General features: G+C 69.5%; 22 protein-coding genes and 1 pseudogene. 12 read left to right on the top strand and 11 right to left on the bottom strand.

What is annotated here, in order from left to right; all coding sequences use genetic code 11:
- Window positions 1–22: 22 nt before the first annotated feature.
- Window positions 23–1486 (top strand): short-chain fatty acid transporter, encoded by a 1464-nt coding sequence (locus tag ACYQ5L_RS19905; RefSeq protein WP_459959190.1) that lies wholly within the window; start codon window positions 23–25, stop codon window positions 1484–1486.
- Between the two features lie 3 nt (window positions 1487–1489).
- On the opposite strand, the gene ACYQ5L_RS19900 is transcribed toward ACYQ5L_RS19905, so the two are convergent.
- Entirely contained in the window at window positions 1490–2947 is a 1458-nt protein-coding gene (locus tag ACYQ5L_RS19900) for an MFS transporter (protein WP_459959189.1), read from the bottom strand.
- 49 nt (window positions 2948–2996) lie between these two features.
- On the opposite strand from ACYQ5L_RS19900, the gene soxR reads away from it, so the two are divergent.
- Window positions 2997–3455, top strand: coding sequence for a redox-sensitive transcriptional activator SoxR (soxR, locus tag ACYQ5L_RS19895; protein WP_459959188.1), 459 nt, complete (start codon window positions 2997–2999; stop codon window positions 3453–3455).
- A 4-nt stretch (window positions 3456–3459) separates the two neighbouring features.
- Here the strand turns inward: soxR and ACYQ5L_RS19890 are convergent, their stop codons facing one another.
- Complete coding sequence (locus tag ACYQ5L_RS19890; protein WP_459959187.1) at window positions 3460–4002, bottom strand: YaeQ family protein; 543 nt, start codon at window positions 4000–4002, stop codon at window positions 3460–3462.
- A gap of 40 nt (window positions 4003–4042) precedes the next feature.
- Entirely contained in the window at window positions 4043–4888 is an 846-nt protein-coding gene (locus tag ACYQ5L_RS19885; RefSeq protein ID WP_459959186.1) for a class I SAM-dependent methyltransferase, read from the bottom strand.
- A 160-nt stretch (window positions 4889–5048) separates the two neighbouring features.
- Between ACYQ5L_RS19885 and ACYQ5L_RS19880 the strand changes: the two genes are divergently transcribed.
- On the top strand, window positions 5049–6173 hold the full coding sequence (locus tag ACYQ5L_RS19880) for an epoxide hydrolase family protein (RefSeq protein ID WP_459959185.1): 1125 nt from the start codon (window positions 5049–5051) through the stop codon (window positions 6171–6173).
- 48 nt (window positions 6174–6221) lie between these two features.
- Here ACYQ5L_RS19880 and ACYQ5L_RS19875 read toward each other — a convergent pair whose 3' ends face one another.
- Window positions 6222–7259 carry a beta-ketoacyl-ACP synthase III gene (locus ACYQ5L_RS19875; protein WP_459959184.1) on the bottom strand — a complete coding sequence of 346 codons (1038 nt, stop codon included), beginning with the start codon at window positions 7257–7259 and terminating at the stop codon, window positions 6222–6224.
- A gap of 91 nt (window positions 7260–7350) precedes the next feature.
- Between ACYQ5L_RS19875 and ACYQ5L_RS19870 the strand changes: the two genes are divergently transcribed.
- The 3 genes from ACYQ5L_RS19870 (at window position 7351) to ACYQ5L_RS19860 (ending at window position 9364) form a co-directional block, all read left to right on the top strand.
- Window positions 7351–7929, top strand: a complete 579-nt coding sequence (locus ACYQ5L_RS19870; RefSeq protein WP_459959183.1) for a TetR/AcrR family transcriptional regulator — start codon at window positions 7351–7353, stop codon at window positions 7927–7929.
- Between the two features lie 83 nt (window positions 7930–8012).
- Complete coding sequence (locus ACYQ5L_RS19865; RefSeq protein ID WP_459959182.1) at window positions 8013–8687, top strand: class I SAM-dependent methyltransferase; 675 nt, start codon at window positions 8013–8015, stop codon at window positions 8685–8687.
- 32 nt (window positions 8688–8719) lie between these two features.
- The gene (locus ACYQ5L_RS19860) at window positions 8720–9364 is read left to right on the top strand and encodes a pentapeptide repeat-containing protein (RefSeq protein ID WP_459959181.1); all 645 of its coding nucleotides are present in this window, start codon (window positions 8720–8722) and stop codon (window positions 9362–9364) included.
- Between the two features lie 156 nt (window positions 9365–9520).
- On the opposite strand, the gene ACYQ5L_RS19855 is transcribed toward ACYQ5L_RS19860, so the two are convergent.
- Both ACYQ5L_RS19855 and ACYQ5L_RS19850 read right to left on the bottom strand, forming a co-directional pair.
- Window positions 9521–10666 carry an alpha/beta hydrolase family protein gene (locus tag ACYQ5L_RS19855; protein WP_459959180.1) on the bottom strand — a complete coding sequence of 382 codons (1146 nt, stop codon included), beginning with the start codon at window positions 10664–10666 and terminating at the stop codon, window positions 9521–9523.
- 150 nt (window positions 10667–10816) lie between these two features.
- A complete protein-coding gene (locus tag ACYQ5L_RS19850) occupies window positions 10817–11317 on the bottom strand; it encodes a GNAT family N-acetyltransferase (protein ID WP_459959179.1) in 501 nt (166 codons plus the stop codon).
- Window positions 11318–12500: 1183 nt separating this feature from the next.
- Here ACYQ5L_RS19850 and ACYQ5L_RS19845 point away from each other — a divergent pair.
- On the top strand, window positions 12501–13616 hold the full coding sequence (locus tag ACYQ5L_RS19845; RefSeq protein ID WP_459959178.1) for a hypothetical protein: 1116 nt from the start codon (window positions 12501–12503) through the stop codon (window positions 13614–13616).
- A gap of 5 nt (window positions 13617–13621) precedes the next feature.
- Here the strand turns inward: ACYQ5L_RS19845 and ACYQ5L_RS19840 are convergent, their stop codons facing one another.
- From ACYQ5L_RS19840 to ACYQ5L_RS19830, 3 genes and pseudogenes are all read right to left on the bottom strand, one after another.
- Window positions 13622–14752: a glycosyltransferase gene (locus ACYQ5L_RS19840; RefSeq protein ID WP_459959177.1), complete on the bottom strand. Its 1131-nt coding sequence runs from the start codon at window positions 14750–14752 to the stop codon at window positions 13622–13624.
- 147 nt (window positions 14753–14899) lie between these two features.
- A complete protein-coding gene (locus tag ACYQ5L_RS19835; RefSeq protein WP_459963480.1) occupies window positions 14900–15136 on the bottom strand; it encodes a DUF3093 family protein in 237 nt (78 codons plus the stop codon).
- A pseudogene (locus tag ACYQ5L_RS19830) lies at window positions 15105–15299 on the bottom strand (hypothetical protein); the annotation flags it as partial. The gene ACYQ5L_RS19835 and the pseudogene ACYQ5L_RS19830, both read right to left, overlap by 32 nt.
- 182 nt (window positions 15300–15481) lie before the next feature.
- On the opposite strand from ACYQ5L_RS19830, the gene ACYQ5L_RS19825 reads away from it, so the two are divergent.
- Window positions 15482–15703: a hypothetical protein gene (locus ACYQ5L_RS19825; RefSeq protein ID WP_379193207.1), complete on the top strand. Its 222-nt coding sequence runs from the start codon at window positions 15482–15484 to the stop codon at window positions 15701–15703.
- A gap of 5 nt (window positions 15704–15708) precedes the next feature.
- Complete coding sequence (locus ACYQ5L_RS19820; protein WP_459959176.1) at window positions 15709–16665, top strand: hypothetical protein; 957 nt, start codon at window positions 15709–15711, stop codon at window positions 16663–16665.
- 295 nt (window positions 16666–16960) lie between these two features.
- On the opposite strand, the gene ACYQ5L_RS19815 is transcribed toward ACYQ5L_RS19820, so the two are convergent.
- Window positions 16961–17830: an imine reductase family protein gene (locus tag ACYQ5L_RS19815; protein WP_459959175.1), complete on the bottom strand. Its 870-nt coding sequence runs from the start codon at window positions 17828–17830 to the stop codon at window positions 16961–16963.
- Between the two features lie 146 nt (window positions 17831–17976).
- Between ACYQ5L_RS19815 and ACYQ5L_RS19810 the strand changes: the two genes are divergently transcribed.
- The gene (locus ACYQ5L_RS19810) at window positions 17977–18333 is read left to right on the top strand and encodes a winged helix-turn-helix transcriptional regulator (protein ID WP_459959174.1); all 357 of its coding nucleotides are present in this window, start codon (window positions 17977–17979) and stop codon (window positions 18331–18333) included.
- 633 nt (window positions 18334–18966) lie between these two features.
- Here ACYQ5L_RS19810 and ACYQ5L_RS19805 read toward each other — a convergent pair.
- A complete protein-coding gene (locus ACYQ5L_RS19805; RefSeq protein ID WP_459959173.1) occupies window positions 18967–20487 on the bottom strand; it encodes an FAD-dependent monooxygenase in 1521 nt (506 codons plus the stop codon).
- A gap of 269 nt (window positions 20488–20756) precedes the next feature.
- Between ACYQ5L_RS19805 and ACYQ5L_RS19800 the strand changes: the two genes are divergently transcribed.
- Both ACYQ5L_RS19800 and ACYQ5L_RS19795 read left to right on the top strand, forming a co-directional pair.
- Complete coding sequence (locus ACYQ5L_RS19800; RefSeq protein ID WP_459959172.1) at window positions 20757–21962, top strand: hypothetical protein; 1206 nt, start codon at window positions 20757–20759, stop codon at window positions 21960–21962.
- 126 nt (window positions 21963–22088) lie between these two features.
- Window positions 22089–23438, top strand: a complete 1350-nt coding sequence (locus ACYQ5L_RS19795) for a M20/M25/M40 family metallo-hydrolase (RefSeq protein WP_459959171.1) — start codon at window positions 22089–22091, stop codon at window positions 23436–23438.
- Window positions 23439–23444: the final 6 nt, after the last annotated feature.

The raw sequence follows: 23444 nt of genomic DNA, 5'->3' as shown, positions 1-23444 counted from the left end.
GAGAGAGAAGAGGAACGCCGGTATGACGTCCGCCAGCGCAGACACCAGTCCCGACAGGAACGAGGCGACCACGTCGGAGAAGGGGCTGGCGCGGATCGCGCAGTCGCTCGCCGGGTGGACGGAGAAGTGGTTTCCCGACGCGTATGTCGTCGCGCTGGCCGGTGTCGTGCTGGTGGCGGTGGCCGCGCTCGCCAATGGGTCGTCGCCGCGGACGGTGGCCAATGCGTTCGGTGACGGGTTCTGGGATCTGACGGCGTTCACCCTGCAGATGGCGATGGTGGTGCTGACCGGATACGTCATCGCCACCTCGCCGCCCGTGGCCCGGTTGATCGAGCGGCTGGCCACGGTGCCGCGCAGCGCGGCGGGTGCGGTGAGTTTCGTTGCGTTCCTTTCGATGTCGATCTCATTCCTGAATTGGGGACTGAGCCTGGTGTTCGGCGGTCTGCTGGCGCGGGCGATCGCCCGGCGGACCGATCTGCGGGTGGACTATCGCGCGCTGGGCGCGGCGGCGTTCATGGGATTGGGTGCGGTGTGGGCGCTGGGCATTTCGTCCTCGGCCGCGCAGTTGCAGGCCACCGCCGCCTCGCTGCCGCCCGCGCTGTTGAAGATCACCGGCGTGCTCGACTTCGGGACTACGATCTTCACCTGGCAGTCGCTGTTGACGTGCGCGATCATCATGGCGCTCACCGTGCTGATCGCGCACTTCTCGGCGCCCAAGGGCGCGGCGATCAAGACCGCGCAGGATCTGGCCGTCGATCTGGACGACCAGCCCGCGGACGTGGCGCCGCGGTCTCGCCCGGGGGAATGGCTCGAGTACAGCCGCATCCTGCCGATCCTGGCCGGGGTATTGACGTTGGGCTGGTTGATCTCCCAGTTCGCCGCCAAACCGGTGCTCACCGTGGTCAGCAGCCTCAATGGCTATCTGCTGGTGTTCCTCATGCTCGGTTTGGTGCTGCACGGGACGCCGCGCAAGTTCCTGCAGGCGGTCTCGCTCGCCGTGCCCGCCACGGCCGGCATTCTCGTCCAGTTCCCGCTCTACGCCGCCATGGCCGCCATCCTCACCAAGGCGAAAGGCCGTGGCGGGTACACGGTTTCGCATCACCTGGCGGAATTCTTCACCAATATCGGCGGTGGGGGAGCCTTCGCCGTCGTCATCGCCCTCTACACCGTGGTGCTGGGCATCTTCATCCCGTCCGGCGGCGGCAAGTGGCTGGTCGAGGCCCCGTATGTCATGCAGGCCTCGACCGACGTCGGGATGAATCTCGGCTGGACGGTGCAGATCTACAATGTGGCCGAGGCGCTGCCGAACCTCATCAACCCGTTCTTCATGCTGCCGCTGCTGGCGGTGCTGCGGCTGCGCGCCCGCGACCTCGTCGGATTCACGTTCTTGCAGTTCCTGTTCCATCTGCCGGTGGTCCTGCTGCTGGTGTGGCTGCTCGGCATGACCTTCGACTATGTCCCGCCCATCGTGCCCGCCACCCCGTGACCTTCACCGATCGCCGCGGGGGCGGCGGGTCGCGAATACCGCGGTCGCCGTCCCCAGCGCGGTGAGCACGGCGATGCCGAAGGTCATCAGGCGGGCGGAATCGACCAGCGATGCGTCACCGAGGCGGATGAGCGTGCCCGCGATGGCCGAGGTCACGGCGTAGGCGATCAACTGCGTGGTGTTCAGGGCGGCAGCGGCTTTCGCGCCTTCGGCCTGGTCGTCGGTGCTGCCCATGGCGGCGACGCTCAGGTGCGGGAAGGCCAGGCCGATACCGAGGCCCGCGATGAAGAGCACAGCCGCCCACAGGATCACGACGGCGGTCGAGGCGTCGTCGGTTTGCAGGAGGCCGTAGGCGAGCAGGCCACCGGTGAGCATGAGCGGGGCGATGCGGATGGCGCGGCGCGCGGCGGTGGCGGCGAGTTCGACGCTGAAGATCTGGGCCACCACCCATCCGACCGACAGCGCCGCGCCGAGCAAGCCCGCGACCAAGGGCGAGAGGCCGCCGAGCTTCTGGCCGAACAGGGGAATGAAGTTCTCGGTCATCACGCCCGCGCACAGGGCCGCGACGGTGAGGTAGATCCACTTGAGCGAGTTGCCGGGCGTGTAGGTGAGCCGGGGCAGCACGCTCACCGAACCCTTGGCCTCGACCAGGACGAAGGCCGCCAGCAGCAGCGCGCCCACGCCGAGGGCAACCGCGGTCGGCGCGCCCGGGGAGACTGTCGAACTCAGGCTGAACGCGCTCGCAGCCAGGGTCAGCAGCACCAGCGGCGCCACCGGGATCGGGCTGTGCTCACCGGCCGATTGTGCGCTGCGCGGCAAGGCTTTCCGGGTGAGGACGGCCAGCAGTAGCGCCACCGCGAGCAATAGCGCATAGGCCCACCGCCACGCGCCCAGCTCGGCGAAGACACCGCCGAGGGCAGGGCCGACGAGGGTGCCCACACCCCACATCGCCGAGACCAGCCCGGCCGCGCGACCCCAGAGCTGGCTCGGCAGCGCGGTTCTGATCACGGCATAGCCGAGCCCCGCGAGCAGACCGCCGCCGAAGCCCTGCACCACGCGGCCCGCCACCAGCGCCTCCATGGTCGGGCTCAGCGCATTGATCGCGGCGCCCGCGGCGAACACCAGAAAGCCCAGCAGATATGCGGCGGCCGCGCCCGCGGCGGCGAGGACGCGGCTGACCAGCATGGAGGCGATCACCGCGGCCATCAGGAACCCGGTCGCCACCCAGGCGTAATACCGGTCGCCGCCGATGTCCTCGACGATCGAGGGCATGAGCGCTGCGGTGAAGTAGAGATTCATCGCGTACAGCGCCACACCGCCCGCGAGGACGAGCACGGTGGCCGGATAGCGTCCGGCGAACAGCTCCGACCACCGTCCGGTGCCTTCGGCGGTCGGCTCCGATGCACTGTCGTCGTTCGTATTCTCCGCTCCGGCTGCGGCATTCGAGGAGGTTGCAGTCACTCGCGCTACGCTAGAACTTCAAGCGAACTTGAAGTCAAGAGGAAGTTTCATGGCCGCACCCACCGATCTGCTCACCATCGGCGAACTCGCCCGGCGCGCGGGCGTCGCGACCTCGGCGGTCCGTTTCTACGAGGAGCAGGGCCTGATCACCTCGGTCCGCACCTCCGGCAATCAGCGCCGCTACCCGCGGCACGTGCTGCGGCGGCTGTCGCTGGTGCTGTTCGCCAAACGCCTGGGCATCCCGCTCGCCGAGGTGGCGGAGGCGTTCGACGGGCTGCCCGCGGAACGCATGCCGAGCAAACGCGACTGGGATCGCATCGCCGGACGCTGGAGCGATCACCTCGAGGCGCGCAGACGGGAAATCGAGCAGTTGCAGCGTGAGCTGACCGGCTGCATCGGCTGCGGCTGCCTGTCGCTGCGCCGCTGCTATGTGCTCAATCCCAGCGATACCCTCGCCGCGCACGGCGCCGGACCGCAACGGCTGCTGCATCCGGACGACGAGCCCTGACCGGTCAGCCGAGCAGCTGCTGTTCCACGCTGGTGCCGAGGCCGGCGCCGTTGATCTCCAGGAACAGCTCGCGTTCGGTGACCGACACGGTGACGGTATTGCGGCGATCGATCAGCGCAGCCGCCGCATCGATGAACGCGCGGTCGAAGCTGTAGAGCGGAATCGTCTCGGCGCGATGAATCCGCTTGCCGGACAACTGGGCCGCGACCTTGACCGGATCGCGATGGGTGTAGACGGCGGCGCGATCGGCGAGCTTGCTGCCGCGATGCACGCGATCGGCATCCGGCGCGCCGATCTCGATCCAGGCGGTGATGCGGCCGGTGAGATCGCGCACCAGCACCGCCGGTTCGTCGGTGGAGGAGACCCCGCCCTCGCTGAAGGCGATGCCCTCCTCGTATTCCAGGCAGTAGGCCAGCACCCGGGTGAGCATGAACTCGACGGTCTCCGAGGGGTGGCGCGCGACCCGCAACTCCAGTTCCTCGTAGACGCCGCGATCGACGTCGGCGAGATGGACGGTGAAGTGGTGCAGGGTTGCGCTGAGGGCCATAGGTGCCAGAGCCTAGTGAACCGCCCGCGCCGCCCCGGAGTCAGGCCGCGCCGGATCCGGCCGCGCGGGCGTTGATCAGCCAGCAGGCGGCGGTGTAGCGGACCTCGCCGCCGTGCACGTAGCCGCGGAAGGCGGGGACGAGGGTCTCGAGCACCCGCGCGCGGGTGGTCTCGTCCGCGACGCTGAGGGCGCGGCCGACCGGGCCGAGCAGGGACAGGTAGCGCGGCAGCTGGGAGGCGGGCATGGCGCACGGCATGTCCAAGGGCGCGATATCGATGCCGGTCCAGCCGCTGTCGCCGAGGACGGCCCGCACATGGGCGGGGTCGGCGAAGCCGAACTGGCCGGGGGCGTCGGGGATTCGAGGCGGCAGCTCCGGCAGCAGATGCGCGACGGCGCGTTCGGCCGTGGTCATGAACGGGTTGTCCTCGGGACCGCGCCAGACGATGCAGCGCAGCGTGCCGCCGTCGCGGGCGGCGGCGCGCAGGTTGGCGAACGCGGCGGTCGGATCGTCGAAGAACATGACGCCGAAGCGGGAGATGATCGCATCGAAGGAGGCGGGCTGGAACGCATAGGCGGCGGCGTCGGCCCGCAGGAACTGCACCGCCAGGCCCTGCTGCTCGGCGCGCTCCCGGGCGGCGGCGATCATGGGCTCGGAAATATCCACGCCGACACAGTTTTCCGGCTCACCGGTCCGCCGCGCGGCGGCGACCGTGGTGGCGCCCGAACCACAGCCGACATCGAGGACCCGCGCGCCGGGGGAGACGGCGTCGGCGAGGATCGGTTCGAACGGCCGGTACATCCGGTCGAGCAGTTCCTGCGCGATAACCCAGTTCTGTCCGCCGGTGCCGTTCCACAGGCATTGCTGCGCCTTCTCGATGCGGGTCACGGTGTCCACGATGCTGTGCTGCCCGGCGTCGCACAACCGCTTTTGCCATTTCGGCAAACGGCTGGAACTAGGAACGAAGCTGTCCGCATTGCTTCGTAGAGTTCTCCTGACAGCACGAAAAGCGCGTGATTTGATAGCCCTGATCGAACGGAGTCCTTTGATGAGCACTGAGATTCGCCCCTTCCGCCTGGATATCCCGCAGTCCGAAATCGACTACCTGCACGAGCGGCTCGCGCACGCTCGCTGGGCCGGCACCCTGCCCGGCATCGGATGGGAGCGCGGTGTTCCGCTCGATCACCTGCGCGAGCTCGCCGAGTACTGGCGGACCGGATTCGATTGGCGGGCACAGGAAGCCGCGCTCAATGCCTTTCCGCAGTTCACCACCGAGATCGACGGGCAGCGAATCCATTTCCTGCACGTGCGCTCCGCGCGCGAGGACGCGACGCCGCTGTTGATCACGCACGGCTATCCCAGCTCGGTCGCGGAATTCACCACCCTCATCGACCTGCTGGTGAACCCGGCCGAGGGCCCGGCCTTCCACGTCGTCGCGCCGTCGCTGCCCGGCTACACCCTGTCGAGCCCGCTCTCGGCCACCGGCTGGACGATGTCGCGCACGGCGCGGGCGTGGATCGAGTTGATGAGCCGGCTCGGTTACCAGCGCTACGGCCTGCATGCCGGTGATGTCGGTGCGGGGGTGTCCGGTGCGGTGGCCGGACTCGACGGTGAGCATGTGCTCGGCGTGCACGTGGTGACCGATCCCATGACCGCGGCGGCGACCGCCACCTTCATTCCCGGTATGGCCGATCGCCTGGATCCCAATGACCCGGTGGACAAACTGATCCTGGCGCGCATGGAGGAGTTCCGGACCGACGGCTCGGGCTATCTCGCCATCCAGAACAGCCGCCCGCAGAACATCGGGTACGGCCTGGCCGATTCCCCGATCTTCCAATTGGCCTGGATCGCGGAGAGTTTCGAGCGGTGGACCGATCTGCCGATCGATCGGGATCAGATGCTGACCACCGTGAGCCTGTACTGGTTCACCGGCTCCGGTGTCGGTGCGGCGCACACCCTCTACGAGCAGGCCCACTCCCACGATTGGGGCTCACCGGTGCAGGTTCCGGAGGGGTACGCGGTCTTCGGCGCGGACGAGACCGTGCGCCGGATCGTCCCGGCCCCGGCCGATGCGCATTGGACCGAATTCGAACGCGGCCAGCACTTCCCGGCCATGGAGGCCCCGCACCTGCTGGCGGGGGATCTGCGGAAGTTCTTCGGCCCCTTGCGATGAGTCTTCGCGGCGGCCCGGTGCGGTCACCGGGCCGCCACGGTCACTCGCTCAGGCGACCGCGGGCAGGCGCACGACCTGGCCCGCGTACGCCAGTCCGGCACCGAATCCCAGCAGCAGCGCCGTATCGCCGGGCTTGGCCTCGCCCGAGCGCAGCAACTGCTCCATGGCCATGGGAATGGATGCGGCGCTGGTATTTCCGGTCTCGATAATGTCGCGCGCGACCGCGACCGTCTCGGGCATGCCCAGCGCTCGGGTCAGTGCGTCGGTGATGCGGCCGTTGGCCTGGTGCGGCACGAACGCGTCCAGATCCTCGACGCTCACCCCCGCGCGATCCAGCGCGTCCCGGCACGCCTTCTCCAAAAACGTGACAGCCCAGCGGAATACCGCCGCACCGTTCATCCGGATATAGGGCCGCACCGACGTCCCGCCGCTCGCCTCGGCCGCCGCGACCTCGGCGAAGTACTCCTGGAAGTCCTTGTCCTGCTTGATGGCCGCGGTCTGGCTGCCGTCCGAGCCCCAGGCGGTCGGGCCGATGCCCTCGGCCTCGGCCGGTCCCACCACCACCGCGCCCGCGCCGTCGGCGAAGATGAACGCGCAGGTGCGGTCGGACTGATCGAGCAGGTCCGAGAGCCGTTCCACGCCGATCACCAGCACGTGCCGGGCCTGGCCCGCGCGCACCAGGCTCGCGGCATTGCCCAGCGCGTAGCAGAACCCGGCGCAGCCGGCCGAGACGTCGTAGGCGGCGGTGTCGTGCATGCCGAGTTCGGTCGCCACCACCGCGCCCGCCGAGGGGCCCAGCACCATCTGCGAGGACGTGGCCAGCACCACCGCGTCGATCTGCTCGGCGGTCACCCCGGCGGCGCTGAGCGCGTCGCGGGCGGCGGCCACGCTCATCGAGACGATGGTCTCGTCCTTGTCCGCCCAGCGGCGGGCGGCAATGCCCGAGCGGGTCCGGATCCATTCGTCCGAGGAATCGATGCGGTCGACGATCTCGGCATTGGGGACGATCCGGCGGGGGCGGTAGGCCCCGAGGCCGAGCAGCGCGGCATGGGTGACCGGGGTTGCGGTGGCGATGGACGCGGGCATGGGTTCCTCTCCGTTGTGAACCGATCGGTTCACACGGGATAACGTTTAACATGGACCGATCGGTTCACACAAGGGTTGGAGGAGATGATCCATGGCCGCCGGACCGCGGGCCCGATTGATCGCGAGCACCATCGCCACCGTCCAGGAGCACGGCGTGCACGCCGCCGGGCTCAGTGAACTGCTCAAACGCAGCAGCGCCTCGCGCAATTCGCTGTATCAGCACTTCCCGGCGGGCAAGGGAGAACTGGTCGAGGCCGCCACCCGCATCGTGTCCAGGCTGGTGTACCAGCACGTGAGCCGGATGGCCGACGCCCTGCCCCGGGCGTCCGCGCCGGAAAAGTGGCTCGACGAGCTGCTGGCGTTCTGGCGGGTCCAGCTCGAATCCAGCGAGTACCGAGCCGGATCGTTCATGATGGCGGCCGCGCTGGACGAGCTGGATCCGGCCGTGCAGTCGGCGGCGGGGCAGGCGTTCGGGGAATGGACCGGACGGCTCGCCGAAGGGCTCGCGGCGGCCGGAGTGGAATCCGCGACGGCGCGGTCGGTGGCCGGGCTGCTGGTGTCGGTGATCGAGGGGGCCATCGTGCAGAGCCGGGCGCTGAAATCGAGCGTGCCGTTCGACGACGCGCGGGCGCAGCTCGCGGTGCTGTTGCGCCACCATCTGCCCGCGTGAGGAATCCGCCCGGCCGGGGACGGCGCGCGGCGAGCCGGGGATTCGGTTGACCTCGAGTGGGGTCGAGGTTGCAGGGTGGGGGTATGACGCGATCAGCAGAGTTCTGGAACACCGTGTACGACAACGACACCGCGCCGTGGGTGATCGGGCAGCCGCAGCCCGCCATCGTGGCGCTGGAACAGCAGGGGGCCATTCGCGGACGGGTGCTCGATCCCGGCGCCGGAGCGGGGGAGCACACCATTCTGCTGACGCGGCTCGGCTACGACGTGACGGGCGTGGACCTGTCGCCGAGCGCGGTCGCCTACGCACACGACAATGCCGTGTCCCAAGGGGTGCCGCAGGCGCGATTCGAGGTCGCCGATGCGCTCGAGCTGGGCAATCGCGCGGACTTCGCGGGCGATCCGGCCGGATCCGCGCCGGCGTTCGACACGGTCGTCGACAGTGCGCTGTTCCATGTGTTCGGCACCGAGCCGGAGTTGCGGGCGGCGTATGTGCGCAGTCTGGCGGCGGTGCTCAAACCGGGCGGGACGCTGCACGTGCTGGCCTTGTCCAATGCCGAACCGGGTATCGGGCCGCGGATCGCGGCCGAGGTGATTCGCGAATCCTTCGGTGCGGGTTGGGAATTGGAGTCCCTCGAACCCGCGCGGTATCGCGGGCGGGCCGGGGATGCCACGCCGGAGCAGATCGGCGGACTCGAGGTGTCGCCGGAGGGCCTCGCCGATTTCGCGGCCTGGATCACCCGCATCCGCCGCCTCTGAACGTGGTCGGTGGGGGCGGATAAGGTCGAAGGATGCCGACTGCCTTCGAGGATCTGCCCTACGCCCGTTTCGTGGAATCGTTCGACGGTGAGCTCGCGATCGAGGGCGAATACGACTGCGTGCGGGTCACCGATCGCGAGCTCGAGCGGGCCGAACTGCGCAATGTGCGATTCAACGAATCAGCGCTGTCCGAGTTGAGCTTCACCGGCGGAAATCTGTCCCACAGCCGGTTCACCGATGTGTGGTTGCGGCAGGTGAACATGGCGGGCACCATGCTGAGCGAGTCCAGCTGGCTCGACGGGGAAGTCATCGAAAGCGCCTGGGCCGGAGTCGAAGCCGTCGGCGCGTCGATCCGGCGAGTGACCTTCACCGGCTGCAAGTTCGACGCCGTGAACTTCCGCACGGCCCGGCTGCAGGACGTGGTCTTCCGCGACTGCACCCTGCGCGATGTCGACTTCGGCGACGCGAAGCTGACCTCGCTCAGCTTCCCCGGCTCACGCGTGCAGGGGCTGCTGGTGAACAAGACGACGATGAAGAACGTGGACTTCCGCGGGGCCCCGATGCTCACCGTGGCCGACGGCATCGGATCACTACGGGGAGCGGTTGTCAATCACGGGCAGCTGATGGAACTGGCCCCGGCATTCGCGGCGGCCGCGGGATTGAAGGTCGAGGACTGAACGACAGGTGGTCCGCCGGGCACTGCCGGGGCGGACCTTGTTCGGTTGACGGCGCGAGCGTTCGCGCTGCGGGTGCGCTCGCCGCCGTCCGGTGGCGGTCAGCGAGTTCCGTGCCCGCATGGCTGGCCGGAGGTTCGATTGCGGCGAGGGTGCCGGTCAGCGTGTGCGCCAATCGAGTTCGGGCCAGGTGCCGTAGTCTTCCGGACCGCCGTGCATCCACTTGTCGAGGAATCCGGCCGTGACCGCGCGGGTGATCATGGCCGCGCGGTCGGGTGGGACCGTGCCGCACAGCACCGGTGTTCCGCCGAGGGCGGGCAGATCCGTCGACACGTAATGGGCCCCGGAGCGAATCGTCGCCAGCGCGAACGGTCCCGGCGTCACCTGCCCGAAGCTGATCCAGCTCGCGTGCACCATATCCCCGGCCGCCAGCACCAGCACCGGGCGATTCACCCCGGCGCGCTCGAGCTCGCTGGGTTCCAGGAAGGCCACCGACCCGTCGAGCACCACCGCCGCCTTCACCCGATCGTCGCGCGCCGCGGTCAGCACCGCGGTGTAGCCGCCGTACGAATGCCCCGCCGCGGCAATCCGTTCCGGCTCGATGCGCGCGCCGACCTCCGGCAATCCGGGCAGGCTGTCGAGCACCAGGCGCATATCGGCGACCCGTGTTTCCAGCGCCCGCCGCATCGCCTCCCGGTCGGTGATGTTCACCGGCTGCCCGACAATGATTCGCTCCCCGGGGAATTCGACCACCGGTGATTCCCCGGTGTGATCGACGGTCACCACCAGCCAGCCCTTGGAGGCCAGATCCGCGGCCAGCCCCGACCCCAGCCAGCGCGGCGTACCCAAACCGGGCGACCACACCAGCACCGGCAACGGTCCCGCCGCCGGATCCACCGGCGCACCCCAGCTCGCCGGTGCGGTCGCGCCCACGAGGGGCGCGGCAGCCAAGACGGGCAACCAATTGCTCGCCTGCCAGGCGATATGGGCCCGCCCGGCCATCGTGCCCGCCGGCAGGTACGGCGCGGGCCGCTCGTCCGCCACCGCCGGATACCACGCCGACACCATGAGTTCGCGCCCGCCGTCCGCCAGACGCGCATCGATCCGCCCGACCCGATGCGTCCCCGTGGGCGCCGGAATCGCAGCGGGCGCGGGCCGCAACGGCGTCACGCTGCACGATTGCGCGGACGCGCTGCACAGCAGCTCGATGACATCCGCGGCCGCGGGCGCCGCGAACCAGCAGGGCCCGCTCACCGCCAATGCGGCCAGCACGCCAGCAACGGATACAGCGCGTACACACGGCATTCGACAACACCTTCGGGCAGGCGGGCAGTTCCGTGACAGCGGAGCGCCCACCACCGTAGAGAAGATTGCCGGAAAATCGCGGACGGCTCGCGGACAACCATCCGACCGGCCCGATTCGCCGGACTCTCCGAGAGACTCCCGCCCGCCCCGCTACCGCGACACCCGATACCGGATCATCGGACCGAGCACCCCGGGCACCACCGCGAACGGCGTCATTCCCAGCCGCTCGACCACGGCGATCGAGGCCACATTGCCCTCATCGACCTCCGCGAGCACGTGCGGCAGCCCGAGCACGTCGAGCCCGCAGTCGACCACCGCCCGTGCCGCTTCCGTCGCGAGTCCCCGGCCCCACACGAGGGGGCTCAGACTGTAGAAGACCTCCAGCCCGAGCTCGTCCAACGGCCGCAATCCGGCCACACCGATCGGCTCGCCCGAATCCCGCAGTCGTACGAGCCAGATCCCGTAACCCTCCGACGCGAAAGTGCGCACACTGCCGTCGATCGCCTCGGCGATCTCACTCGCTGCCGGCACACCCCCGTCGAACAGAAACTCCCGCACCCGCGAATCGGTCCAGTGCGCCAACAAGACCTCGTGGTCCTCCGCCGTCACGGGCCGCAAGCTCAGCCGTTCACTGGTCAGCACATGGTTCACAACCGGCAGGCTAGCCGCCCGACCCCGCTGCGCGCCTCGGCATTTCGCGCGTGCTCGGCGACAGCTCCCCGCACCGGAACCCGCTCCGTCACAGCCGGTTCGGCCGCCTTCATCAACACGGCCGGATTCATCCGGTGATGCACGAGGATTCGCCGCTGTTCAACCCCGAGTTCGTCCGCGCTCGGGCCCGGGTGGGCGGCAGCCGCTCGGCTCAATGTTCGCCATGGTCACGGTCTTGCTGCTACCACCCACCGATTCCGCACGACCGTTCGCGAACTCGGTCGCTCCATCTCGCGGATGTTCAGGCGCAGCAGATGCGCCGGTTCGGCGGGGCTGCGGCCACGTATCCGTCGCTACCTGACGCGCCATGCTGACGGTGGCGAGAGCTTCGCCGTTCCGGACCGGCGACCGGACGACGGGCCTCGCCAGGTCCAGCGGAGAAGTGGCAGGAGCATCCGCTCGTATGCATCGTCCGGCCGGGAATGCCGCGATCACGCTCGACGAGGTGCGGACGCACCACGAAGCAGGCCTGGGCGAAATCGCAGTTGCCCGATCGCATCGACCTGATCGGACCCCGCACGATTCGCTGTCCGGCGCTCTGCCGAGGCTGTCGCGGATGTTCAGGCGCAGCAGATGTGCCGCGTCGGTGGGGTGGCGGGAACGGCGGCCATGCGTCTGTTGCTGCCGGACGCGTTACGCCGACCGCCGCAAGTGGATCTCCTCCGTGGACATGGAGGACGCGATCACGGCAATGCCGAGCGTCGCGCATGCGGCGCTCATCGAGATCCCGACGAGAAATGGCAGGAGTGCCCGCTCGTGCGCAACGTCTCGGGCGAGGGCATCGCGAGGTACGGGCGTACGCCGAAGGACGCGTCCGGGTGGAATGGCAGCTGTTCTTACACCTTCGGTCATGTGGCAGCGGGTGCTCGGATGCATGGTGTGTCATATCGAGTGCTCGGTGGGGCGCGGGATGCGACATCGGGTATTCGATCGCCGGTGTTCGGGGGGATGTCCGGGAGCTATCGGGCGAAGCGGGCCGGGTCCGCTGTCTGTCATGACGCCTGTATCGGGCATTCGACCCAAGTGGGTACGCCGGTAGTGAAATCGGCGCGCGGCGAAGGGGATTGGTGTCGAGAATGGCCGTGTTCGGATCGATCACGGCGGGTGCCGGGAAGGTTGTGCGATGGCCGAAGTGCTTCTTACTCCACCTGATGCGGGGGAGGTGCGGTTGCTGGCGCGCGGGGTGGTCAGTGCGGCGCGCGGGGAGGGTGGGCTGACGGCGTTGCAGGAGTTGCTGATTCCGGCGTTGTTTCTGTCGATGACGGGGCATGCGGTGGAGTTGGCGGAGCTGGAACCGGTTTCGGCGGGGGAGTTCGCGGCGGGGCTGGCGCGGCGCAATCGGATCTTCCGGGAGCGGATCGTACAGACCATGCTGCTGTCGGCGCTGGTGGTGCGGCCGCTGCCGGCGCAGGTGGCGGGGCGGCTGCGGGAGTTCGCGGATGCGCTGGGGGTGGATGACGACATGATCGCGGTGGCGGAGAAGTACGCCGAGGGGGCGGTGGATCTGGCGGCGGTGGACTTCTCGCGCAACGGGTATCTGGGCGGGGTGGATGCGGAGCGGCTGCATGCGCTGCACACCGAGGGGCTGGACTCGTCGTGGAGTGCGGTGACCGATGATCCGGGGCTGGCGGCGCGGTGGGCGCAGCTGTGGGAGCTGCCGGTGGGCACGCTGGGGCGTGGCGTGGCCGATTTCTATCGGGATCGGGGGTTCGTGACGCCCGGTCTGCCCGGGTCGGCGCCGCCGCTGCTGGCGCAGCACGATTGGGTGCATGTGCTGGCCGGGTACGGCACGACGCTGGAGAACGAGATCGAGGTGTTCGCGTTCATGGCGCGCGCCAATGACGATCCGCGGGCGTTCAGCCTGCTGGCCATGGTGATCTCGTTGTTCGAGACGGGTTACCTGCGGGCGGGGGCGGGTTTGTTCGAAGCCGATGAAGGGCATTTGCGCGCGAGCGGGATGGCGGGTCGGCTGGCCGATGCCATGCGGCGCGGGGCGCTGACCCGCGGCAGCCACGACTTCCTCGATCTGGACTGGTTCACCCTCGCCGACCGCCCGGTCACGGTGGTGCGCAGCGAGATCGGCCTGGTGCCCAAGTCGGATGCCGCGATCGCGGCCGGATCGGTCGGGCCGTGGCAGGCGGGCGGGATCACCCCGTTCCAGCTGAATTCCGCGCAGACCGCCGCGGCCGCCGCGGGACGCGAATACATTGCCTGGCAACCGGATCCGTCACGCGACTAGCCGGATCAGGCGAACGTCAGCAACTCCAGCATGCCCGAGACCGCGGCCGGCCAGGTGAACTGTTCGGCGCGGGTCCGGGCGGCCCGGCGGCGCTGGGCCGGCGGGCGGGCGAGCACATCGGTGACGGCGTGCGCGAAGGCCGAGGGATGATCGTCGGCGACCGCGCCGCATTCGGTGGTGACGATATCGGCCAGCGCCGAGGAGCGGCTCGCGACGACCGGGGTCCCGGCCGCGAGCGCTTCGAGCGCGGCGAGCCCGAAGGTTTCGTGCGGTCCGGGAGCCAGGGAGACATCGGCGGTGGCGAGCAGCGTCGCCAAAGTCGTCCGGTCGTCGATGAATCCGGTGAAATGCACGGCCGACAAGCCGTCACGCAGGGGCGGGATGGCCCGCGCGCGCCGTTCCAGGGCTTCCCGGCGGGGGCCGTCACCGGCGACCACCAGCCGTGCGTCGAGCCCTTCACGACGCAATCGGCCGACGGCTTCGATGCTGCGGTCCACCCGCTTCTCCACCGACAGCCGCCCGCAGTGCACCAGCAGCGGATGATCGTCGGCGCCCAGATGGGTCCGCAACCGCAGATCGTGGCGCGCGGGGGAGAACATGTCCAGATCCACTCCCAGCGGCACCAGCGCGACATTCTCCACGTCGATGCGCTGAAACTCCTCGCGCGCGAAAGCCGTTGTGCACACCACGATGTCGTAATTCTGCGCGGTCCGCCGATTGGCCGCGTCGGCCGCCCGCCGCGCCGCCGGCCCGGGCAGCACCTGCCCCAGCAGCCGGTCCAGCCGCTCATGGGAGATCATCATGGACAGCACGTCGCGCCGGCGCGCCCACCGCCCGAAACCCCGCAGCGTCAACCGATCCGACACCTCGAGCGCATCCGGCCGCAAGCCGGCGAGCACATCGGCCACCCGCCGCGGATCCGCCGCCCGATATCCTCCGGTCAACGGAATCGCCGGCGCCGGAACGGTTATCCGCAAGACTCCCGACGGCAGCAGCTCCTCCCCGCGCCGCGGCCCGGGCACGATCAGCACCACCTCGTGCCCGGCGGCCACATACCCCTCGCCGAGATGATGCAGCGCCGTGCGAAGCCCCCCGGAGCGCGGGCCGTAGAAATTAGCCAGCTGAACAATGCGCACGTCGCCGATCGTCCAAGGCCCGAGGTTCCCGAGGGGACCCGTGCGACGAATGGCGAGTGAACTCCAACCGAAGAAGCACCCAACTGTCTCGGTGCGCGCGCTGTGCCGGTGGCCACCCGCTGAACCCGCTCGCAAGCAGATCGAAGGCTAGGCGTCCCGGAGACCGGCGCCGCGAAGGTCAGGTGCCCGGGGGACCGGGCGCTGTGAAGGCTGGACGCCGAGCGCGGTCACGAGCCGCTCCGGCGTACGCGTCGACACGTAGACGTACGAGGTCGGGTCCGCCGGTCCGTGACCGGGATGCGGACCGCGCGCGGGGCGTAGCTGTGCAGCAGCATGAACGCGCGGGGTCGGACTTGTGCGTGCGCCAGGTCCTGGCCTCCTCAGGGGCCGGGACCTCCGGCGTGCCCAGCGCGGTCAGCGGGATACGGGCCCGACCCGCGACCAGGCAACCGGCCACGACCCGGATACGGGCCGATCGAGGGCACCGCGCCGGACCGCCGGGCGCGCGGAACGTCGTTGGTGAACTGCGCACGACTGCCTCGCGCATCGGCGGCGGATCGGCCTGATCGCCGCCGGTAACGGGGCTGACCTGCGGTAACCGATGGCACCTGCCGTCAATTCGTGGGAGCGGGGGTCGATCTGCGTGCGGACCGGTTTGTCCGGGCCTCGGATTTGTGGTCAAGTGGGGGGCGAATGAGTGATCCCGGTCATCCGGGAAAGGGGAGAACCATGAGCGCCAGAGGCGAACTCGAGCACGAATTGGGTGGGCCGCTCGCGGCGCTGGATCTGCTGAGCGAGGCCGAGACCGCGGAATTGCTGGCCATGTTCCGGCACGCACAGCGCAAGGAGACCGCCGACATGGTGGAGGCCGTCGACAAGACCGTCGGCGCGCTGCCGTGGCCGCTGCGGACCGCGGCCAAGAAGATCATGTTCGGCAACGCGCTCGGGTAGGGGAGATGAGCGATCTGGTGACCCGGGCGCAGATCACGCTGCTGTCCCGGACTCTGCACGTATCCGACGACCGGCTGACCCATCTGGAGAAGGTGGGCGCGGCCGGGCTGCACGAGCTGCAGGAACGCATGGCGAAAGTCATTTTCGCCCAGCACAATGCGACCTTCGCGCGATTGAGCATGCTGGTGCCGGTCATTCCGCTGAGCATTTCGCTGCCGCTGGTGCAGCGGATCGTCCCGCCGGTCATCGCCGGGCGGGCGGCGGGCGCCATCGGGGTCGAGCATCCGAAGAAGGCGGCCGAAGCCGTCGGCATGCTCAAACCGGCCTATGCCGCCGACGCCGCGCCGTACATGGATCCGCACACCGTCGGGCAGCTGGCCGACGTGGCGCCGCCGGGACCGGTGGTGGGGATCGTGAACGAGATCCTGCGGCGCGCCGACTATGTGACGGCGGGGCCGTTCCTGGCCTATGCGACACCGGAATTGATCAAGGCGGTGGAGCAGGGCGTCGACGACGACGAGGGCATGATCCGCTCGGCGGCGTACTCCTACTCCAGCACGAGCATCAGCACCATTGTGCGGCATCTGCTCACCGGTGAAGGACAGCGGATTCCGCAGCTGGTGCGGACCATCCTGCAGGGGTCCACGGAGCTGCGGCTGGCGGCGCTGTCGGTATTCGCGCGCTGCGACGCCGATGTGATCGAAGGGCTCGGCGATATCCTGCTCGACCTCGGCTCGGCCGCGGAGATCGCGGAGTTGACCGGAGATTTCATTACCGCGGGGGCGGTGCCGGAGACGCTGCGATTCGTCTCGCAGCTGCGTCCTCCGGCGCTGGAGCGACTCGGTGCGGCCTGGTCGCGACTGGGGCCCGAGCAGCGCGAGGAGCTGGCGAGCCAGATCGCCGAACAGGATCTGGGCGAGCGGCTTTCGGCATTGACTGCGATCTTGCAGTCCGCGCACTGAGCTGTCGCGGAACGCGTGAGACCCCGCCGCAGGGTGTATGCGGCGGGGTCTCACGCGATCTCGGCGGGCTCCTCGGAGTGCGGCGACTCGTCAGGCGGCGACTCGTCGGGCAGCGACTCCTCAGGCGGCGACTCCTCAGGCAGCGGGCTCCTCAGGCAGCGGGTTCCTCAGGTAGCGGGTTCCTCGGGCGAGCGGGCTCCTCACAGTGCAGTGGGTGCAATCCGGGGAAGCATGCCGGATGCGCTGTCTTGCAGCGTGTGCCATCGCAGCCGGGCTTGCGGCCGCAGCGCCCGGCTCAGCGCAGTTCCTCGATGGTGCGCTCGAACGCCGCCGCCCCGTGCCCGGCCTCGACCTGGCGGTTGATGAGCGACTGCACCACGCCGATGACCTCGGTGGAGACTCCGGCGTCGCGGTGCGCCCGCACCATGGCATCGACCGCCGCCTTCTGGAAGGCCAGATGCTGCACGTCGGCGGAGTAGTCGCCGGAGTCGATCTTCTTGCCGTATTCGGGCATCCCGGCCGCCATGGCCGTCAGCCACGCCGCGGCGCGCTCACCGAACTCGGTGGCCGAAATGCCCGCGGTGCCCGCCAGGGCGGCGGCCTGGAAGTAGCCGGCGAACATGGCGTACATGCTCGTCAGCAGCGCGAAGTCGAGCAGCGCCGCCAATCCCGTGTCCTCGCCCAGGAATTCGGCGGTCCCGAACAGCTCGAGCACCTGGCGATTGGCCTCCACGACCGAGTGGGTGCCGCTGTAGAGAATGGCCGACCCAGGCGCGCCGATCATGGGCGGAATCGCCATGATGCCGCCGTCGGCGAACTCGATGCCGTGCCCGGCCGCCCACCGCGCCAGCTCCCGGGACTCCTCGGGCGAGGTGCTGGTCAGGTTGATCAGCTGCTTGCCCGCCAGCTCCCCGACGACCGGATCCAGGGTCTCGTGCACCGAGGCGTGATCGAGCAGCACCGCGATGACCACCCCGGCCTCGCGTACCGCCTCGGCCACCGTCGCCGCCTCCACCGCGCCCGCGGCCACCAGCTCACCGGCCTTGCCCGCGCTGCGATTCCACACCGTGGTCGGCACACCGGCCTTGACCAGCGCCGCGGCCATGGCCTGCCCCATGGCGCCGAGGCCGAGCAGCGTCACCGGGCCGTACTGGGTGTTCGTCATTGGGGGACAACTCCTTCGATTCGTTTCCGTCTGTGCTCGGCGCGCGCTGGAATCGAGGTTGCCCCGTCTCGTGTTGACCCACAAGTACGCACTATTTTGGCTGGATACTTACTTTTCGGTGTGTTCGCAGGCAGTGAGGACGAGTAATGGGCGAGAAGAGACACGGGCCATACTTCTGCGGGATCGACGCCGCCATGGACGTGGTCGGCGGCAAGTGGAAATCACTGATCCTGTGGGAGCTGAAAGAACACGGCCCCCGCCGCTTCGGCGAACTCCGCCGCGGCCTCCCCGGCGTCTCGGAGAAGATGCTCAACCAGCACCTGCGCGAACTCGCCGAAGACGGCATCGTGCACCGCGAGATCTACCCCGAAATCCCACCCCGCGTGGAGTATTCGCTCACCGAAGAGGGCGTCGCCCTCAACGAGGCCCTCACCGCCCTGGGCGAATGGGGCAAGCGCCGCATCGTCCGCATCGGCGCCGACCGCGTCCACGTCGTCGCCTGACCCCGCCCGCGCGTTCCAAGACAACTCCGGCCGTGTCCATGTCGTCGCCTGGCTGCGGCTGCGTGCTTCGAGACAATTTCGGCTGCGTTCATGTCGTCGCCTGGCTGCGGCTGCGCGTTCCGGGACGGCTCCGGGCGTGTCCACGTCGTCGCCTGGCCGCGGCCGCGCGTTCCGGGACGGCTCCGGCCGCGTCCACGTCTTCGCCTGACCCGAGCTGCCCGCTCTGAGACAACTCCGACCGGGTCGAGACCGTCGCGCGCCGCGCCCGGCGATCTGAAACGACGCCGACCGGGAACTGGTGGCGGGGGCTACTCGGCGAATGCCGCCACCAGTTCCCGGTGATCGCGCGTCCAGCAGTTGTGGGTGGCCCCGCGCGCAGTCCGTGGGCGGGGCGAGTCGGCCGATGACCACCCGAATGTGCGCAGGGCTACCGAGATCGTGCGCTGGGGCCGCGCTCGCGTGTGGCGACATCGTGCGTTGGGGGTCGCGCTCGCGCGTGGTGACCGGATGCGCGCGCCGCAGTGCCGGCGAGCGGCCATGGGTTGCGGGGGGGCGCTGCCGCCGATCGGCCATGGGTGGCCGGGGGCGCGCTGCCGGAGCGGGGCTCTCACGATCGCTTCCGGGCGGCGCGGATCAGTGGGCGGGGCCGAACCAGCGGGTGAGGGCCGGTTCGAGGCCCTCGAGGTCGGCGGTGTCGCGGGCCCAGGCGACGATGCCGTCGGGGCGTACGAGCAGGGCCGAGAAGTCCGTTGGCTGTGCGGGTTTGGTGGTGACCAGTTGGATGCGGCCGGAGTGGCGGGCGGCGGCCGCGCGCAGGGCGGGGGAGTCGGTGCAGTCCAGCAGGATGCCGGTGCCACCGGTGAAATGCTCGGCGATGCGGGTGCCGTCGGCCAGGTCGAGGTCGGGGACGGCGGCGCCGACGAGGGGGTGGTCGTCGCCGAGGTCGTAGCGGTGCAGGACGCCGGAGATCTTCTTGAAGACGGTGGTGGCCGCCGGGGTGGAGGCCAGGAGTTCGGTGGTCAGGGTGCGCAGGGCGCGGCTGCGGGGATCGGTGCGCATGAGTGCGATTTGCGCGCGGGTCCATTCCAGGACCCAGGCGCCGAGGGGGTGGCGTTCGGCGGTGTAGGTGTCGAGCAGGTCCTCGTCGGCCCAGCCGCGGATGACGGCGGCCAGTTTCCAGCCGAGGTTGACCGCATCGCCCATGCCCAGGTTGAGGCCTTGGCCACCGAAAGGGGAATGCACGTGCGCGGCATCGCCGGCCAGCAGGATACGGCCGCGGCGGTAGTCCGGGACCTGGCGAGTGTTGTCGGTGAAGCGGGTCGCGGAATGCACCGCCTCGATATGCACCCGCACGCCGGAGACGCGGTGCAGGCTGTCGCGCAGTTCGTCGGCGGTGACGGGGGCGTCGCGGTCGGCGGGCGGGCCGTCGACCTCGACGGTGAGGAGGCGCCCGGGCATGGGGCCGTGCACGTAGATGCCCGTGGGCGTGGTGTTCCAGCCGGTGCGCAGGCCCGCGGTGCCGGTCATGTCGACCAGCGCCTGGCGTCCGGTGATCTCCGGATCCAGGCCGGGGAAGTCGAAGCCGGCGCGTTTGCGCACGGTGCTGCGGCCGCCGTCGCAGCCGACCAGCCAGCCGGTGCGCACCACCCGATCACCGCAGGTGACGGTGACTCCCACACCGTCGTCGGCGAATTCGCGCACCGTCACCCCGCGGCGCACCTCCACGCCGAGTTCGGCGGCGCGGGCGGTGAGGATCGACTCGATGGCCTGCTGCGCGACGAAGGTGGCTTGCCCGGCGGGCCCGACACCGGCGAAGGCGGGATCGTCGAGGTCGATCAGGGCCGGGTCCAGCATGATTCCGGCGAAATGCCCGAAGAGCGGGGGTCGCCCGTTCGACCGCGCGGGCCCGGACCCGCTGAATTGCCCGATTCGCGCCAGCACGGCCCGCTGCGCCTCGACCAGTTGCGGGAGGAGTCCGCGCCGATCCATCGCCTGCGCGGTCGGCACGTTGATCGCACCGGCCTTGACCGTCATATCCGGTTCGCTGAGCCGCTCGACCACCAGCACATCCACCCCGGCAGGCCGCAATTCGCAGGCCAGCATGAGCCCGACCGGTCCGGCGCCGACCACCACCACATCACGTGTCTCGTTCATGAATTCACGGTGCGCACCGGCGTTTACCGGGCGCTTGCGCCGCCTTGCGTACCTCTTGCGCGCCCGTTGGACGACTCATGGCGGCGCCCTGCGGCGTATTGGGAGTCTGCACTGTTTGCGATTTTTGCGACATTCGCCGCTCTATGATGGGCGGTCGAACGCGGGGTGTCCAGGCACTGTCGCCGGAGAAACGGGGAAATGATGTCTGCCAGAGCCGGATTCGGCCGAACCGGATTACACACGACCCGGCCGGGCTTATGACCGATTCGGTGACGCGAGCCCAGCTCGTCCTCCTGGCGCGAACCCTGCACGTTCCCGTCGAACAGCTCGCGCACCTGGAGAAGCTGGGTCCCGCGCGCCTGCACGAACTGCAACAACGCATGGCGGGCAAGCTGTTCGACCAGCACGCACCGGTTTTCGAGCGGATCAGCGCCCTGGTGCCGGTCATACCGCTGGCGGTCTCGCTGCCGATCGTGCAACGCCTGGTGCCCCCGGCCATGACCGGACGGGCCGCGGGCGCGGTGGGCGTGCGGCATCCGCGCAAAGCGATCGACGCGCTCACCCGCCTGGATGTGTCCTATGCCGCGGACTGCGCGCCGTACCTGGATCCGCGCACCGTCGGCCAGCTCGCCGACGACGCGCCCGCCGCGCCGGTGGTGGCCATTGTCAACGAATTGCTGCGCCGTCGCGACTACATCACCGCGGGGCCGTTCCTGGCCTATGCCACACCGGAATTGATCGCCGCCGTGGAGACCGGCGTCCCCGACGACGAGGGGCTGATCCGGTCGGCCGCCTACGCCTATTCCAGCGAGAGCATCAGCGCCATTGTGCGGCAGCTGCTTTCCGGTGAGAGCCAGCGGATTCCGCGACTGCTGATCACCGTCGTCGACGGCTCCAAGGACCTGCGCCTGGCGGCGCTGTCGGTCTTCGCCCGCTGCGCCCCCGATGTGATCGCCGCCGTCGGCGACATTCTCTTCGAGGTGGCCCCGCCCTCGGCCATCGCCGATCTCATCGTCACCTTCCTGCACGCCGGGGCCACCCCGGAGATGCTGCGGTTCCTCGGCCAGCTCAGCCCCGCCGCCCTGACGCGGCTGGCCCTCAACCCGGTGCTGGGCGAAATCGCCGAATACCTCGTCGCCGCCGTCGACGGCACCAGCGATCTGTCGCTGTGGCGCGGCGTTCTCGAACCGCTGGCCCGCACCCCCGATTCGGTGCGCCGCCGCGCCGGGACGCAGCTGGCGGCGCTGGATCCCTACACCCTGATCATGCTGCCCGCCATCGCCCAGGCCGCCCGGTTGTGGGCGCCGCTGCTGTGGGTGCTGGCCGCCACCGATGTCGACGTCCAAGCCCACATCGCGGAGCTGTGGGCCACCTCCACCCGCCTGGACCCGGACGTCCTCGAACGCCGCATCGCCGATCAGCGGTTGGACTCGCCGCTGGCCACCCTCACCGCCACCCTGCGCGTCCTGCGCTGAGCCGCGGATCGAAGGCCCTTGTGCGACGGCTGATTCGAATCGGGCGAGGCGGGCCGACCTGCGGCTGCGGTGCGCCCGGGTCGAGCACCCGGCGGCGGGAGCGCGGCGAGGTGGTAGGAAAGGGAAGTGTCGAAAACTGGTGAAACTCGCACGTCCCGTGCCGTCGCGGAAGTCGTGGACCTGGTCAGCACGCTGATCCGGTTCGACACCTCCAACACCGGCGAATTGGAAACCACCAAAGGCGAGCGCGAATGCGCCGAATGGGTGGCCGAGAAACTGCACGAGGTCGGGTACACCACCGAGTACGTGGAATCCGGGGCGCCCGGGCGCGGGAATGTGTTCGCGCGGTTGAAGGGCGCGGATTCCGCGCGCGGCGCGCTGCTCATGCACGGGCATCTCGACGTGGTGCCGGCCGAGGCCTCCGACTGGAGCGTGCACCCGTTCTCCGGGGCCGTGCGCGACGGGTACGTGTGGGGGCGCGGCGCGGTCGATATGAAGGATATGGTCGGCATGATGCTGGCCATCGCGCGCCAGTTCAAGATCGAGGGCACGGTGCCGCCGCGCGATATCGTCTTCGCCTTCCTCGCCGACGAGGAGAACGGCGGGCGCTGGGGTTCGCAGTGGCTGGTGGAGCATCGGCCCGATCTGTTCGAGGGCATTACCGAGGCGGTGGGCGAGGTCGGCGGCTTCTCACTGACCGTGCCGCGCCCCGACGGCAGCGAGCGACGGCTGTATCTGGTGGAGACCGCGGAGAAGGGCCTGGGCTGGATGCGGTTGCGCGCCAAGGCGCGTGCCGGGCACGGGTCGTTCCTGCACGAGGACAATGCCGTCACCATCCTGTCGCAGGCGGTGGCGCGGCTGGGCACCCACACCTTCCCGCTGGTCGTCTCCGATTCGGTGGCGGAGTTCCTGGCTGCGGTCGCCGAGGAGTCCGGGCTCGAATTCGATCCCGCCGGCTCGGATATCGAGGGCCAGCTGGCGAAACTGGGCACCATCTCCCGCATTATCGGCGCCACCCTGCGCGATACCGCCAATCCGACCATGCTGCGCGCGGGCTACAAGGCCAATGTGATCCCGCAGACCGCCGAGGCCGTGGTGGACTGCCGGGTGGTGCCCGGCCGCCAGACCGCCTTCGAACGCGAGGTGGACGCGCTCATCGGCCCGGACGTGGAACGCGAGTGGATCACCAAACTCGATTCCTACGAAACCACTTTCGACGGTCATCTCGTCGACGCCATGAACGACGCCATCCTGGCCCACGACCCGCACGGCCGCACGGTGCCCTACATGCTCTCCGGCGGCACCGATGCGAAGGCCTTCGCCCGCCTGGGCATTCGCTGTTTCGGTTTCGCGCCCCTGCAGCTGCCGCCCGAGCTCGACTTCACCGCCCTGTTCCACGGCGTCGACGAACGAGTTCCGGTGCAGTCACTGGAATTCGGCACCCGCGTCTTGGAACACTTCCTGCTGAACTGCTGATTCGAA

Source organism: Nocardia sp. IFM 10818, from assembly GCF_054655275.1.
The sequence above is the reverse complement of the archived record's forward strand: the minus strand, read 5'-3'. Positions and strand labels throughout refer to the sequence as shown.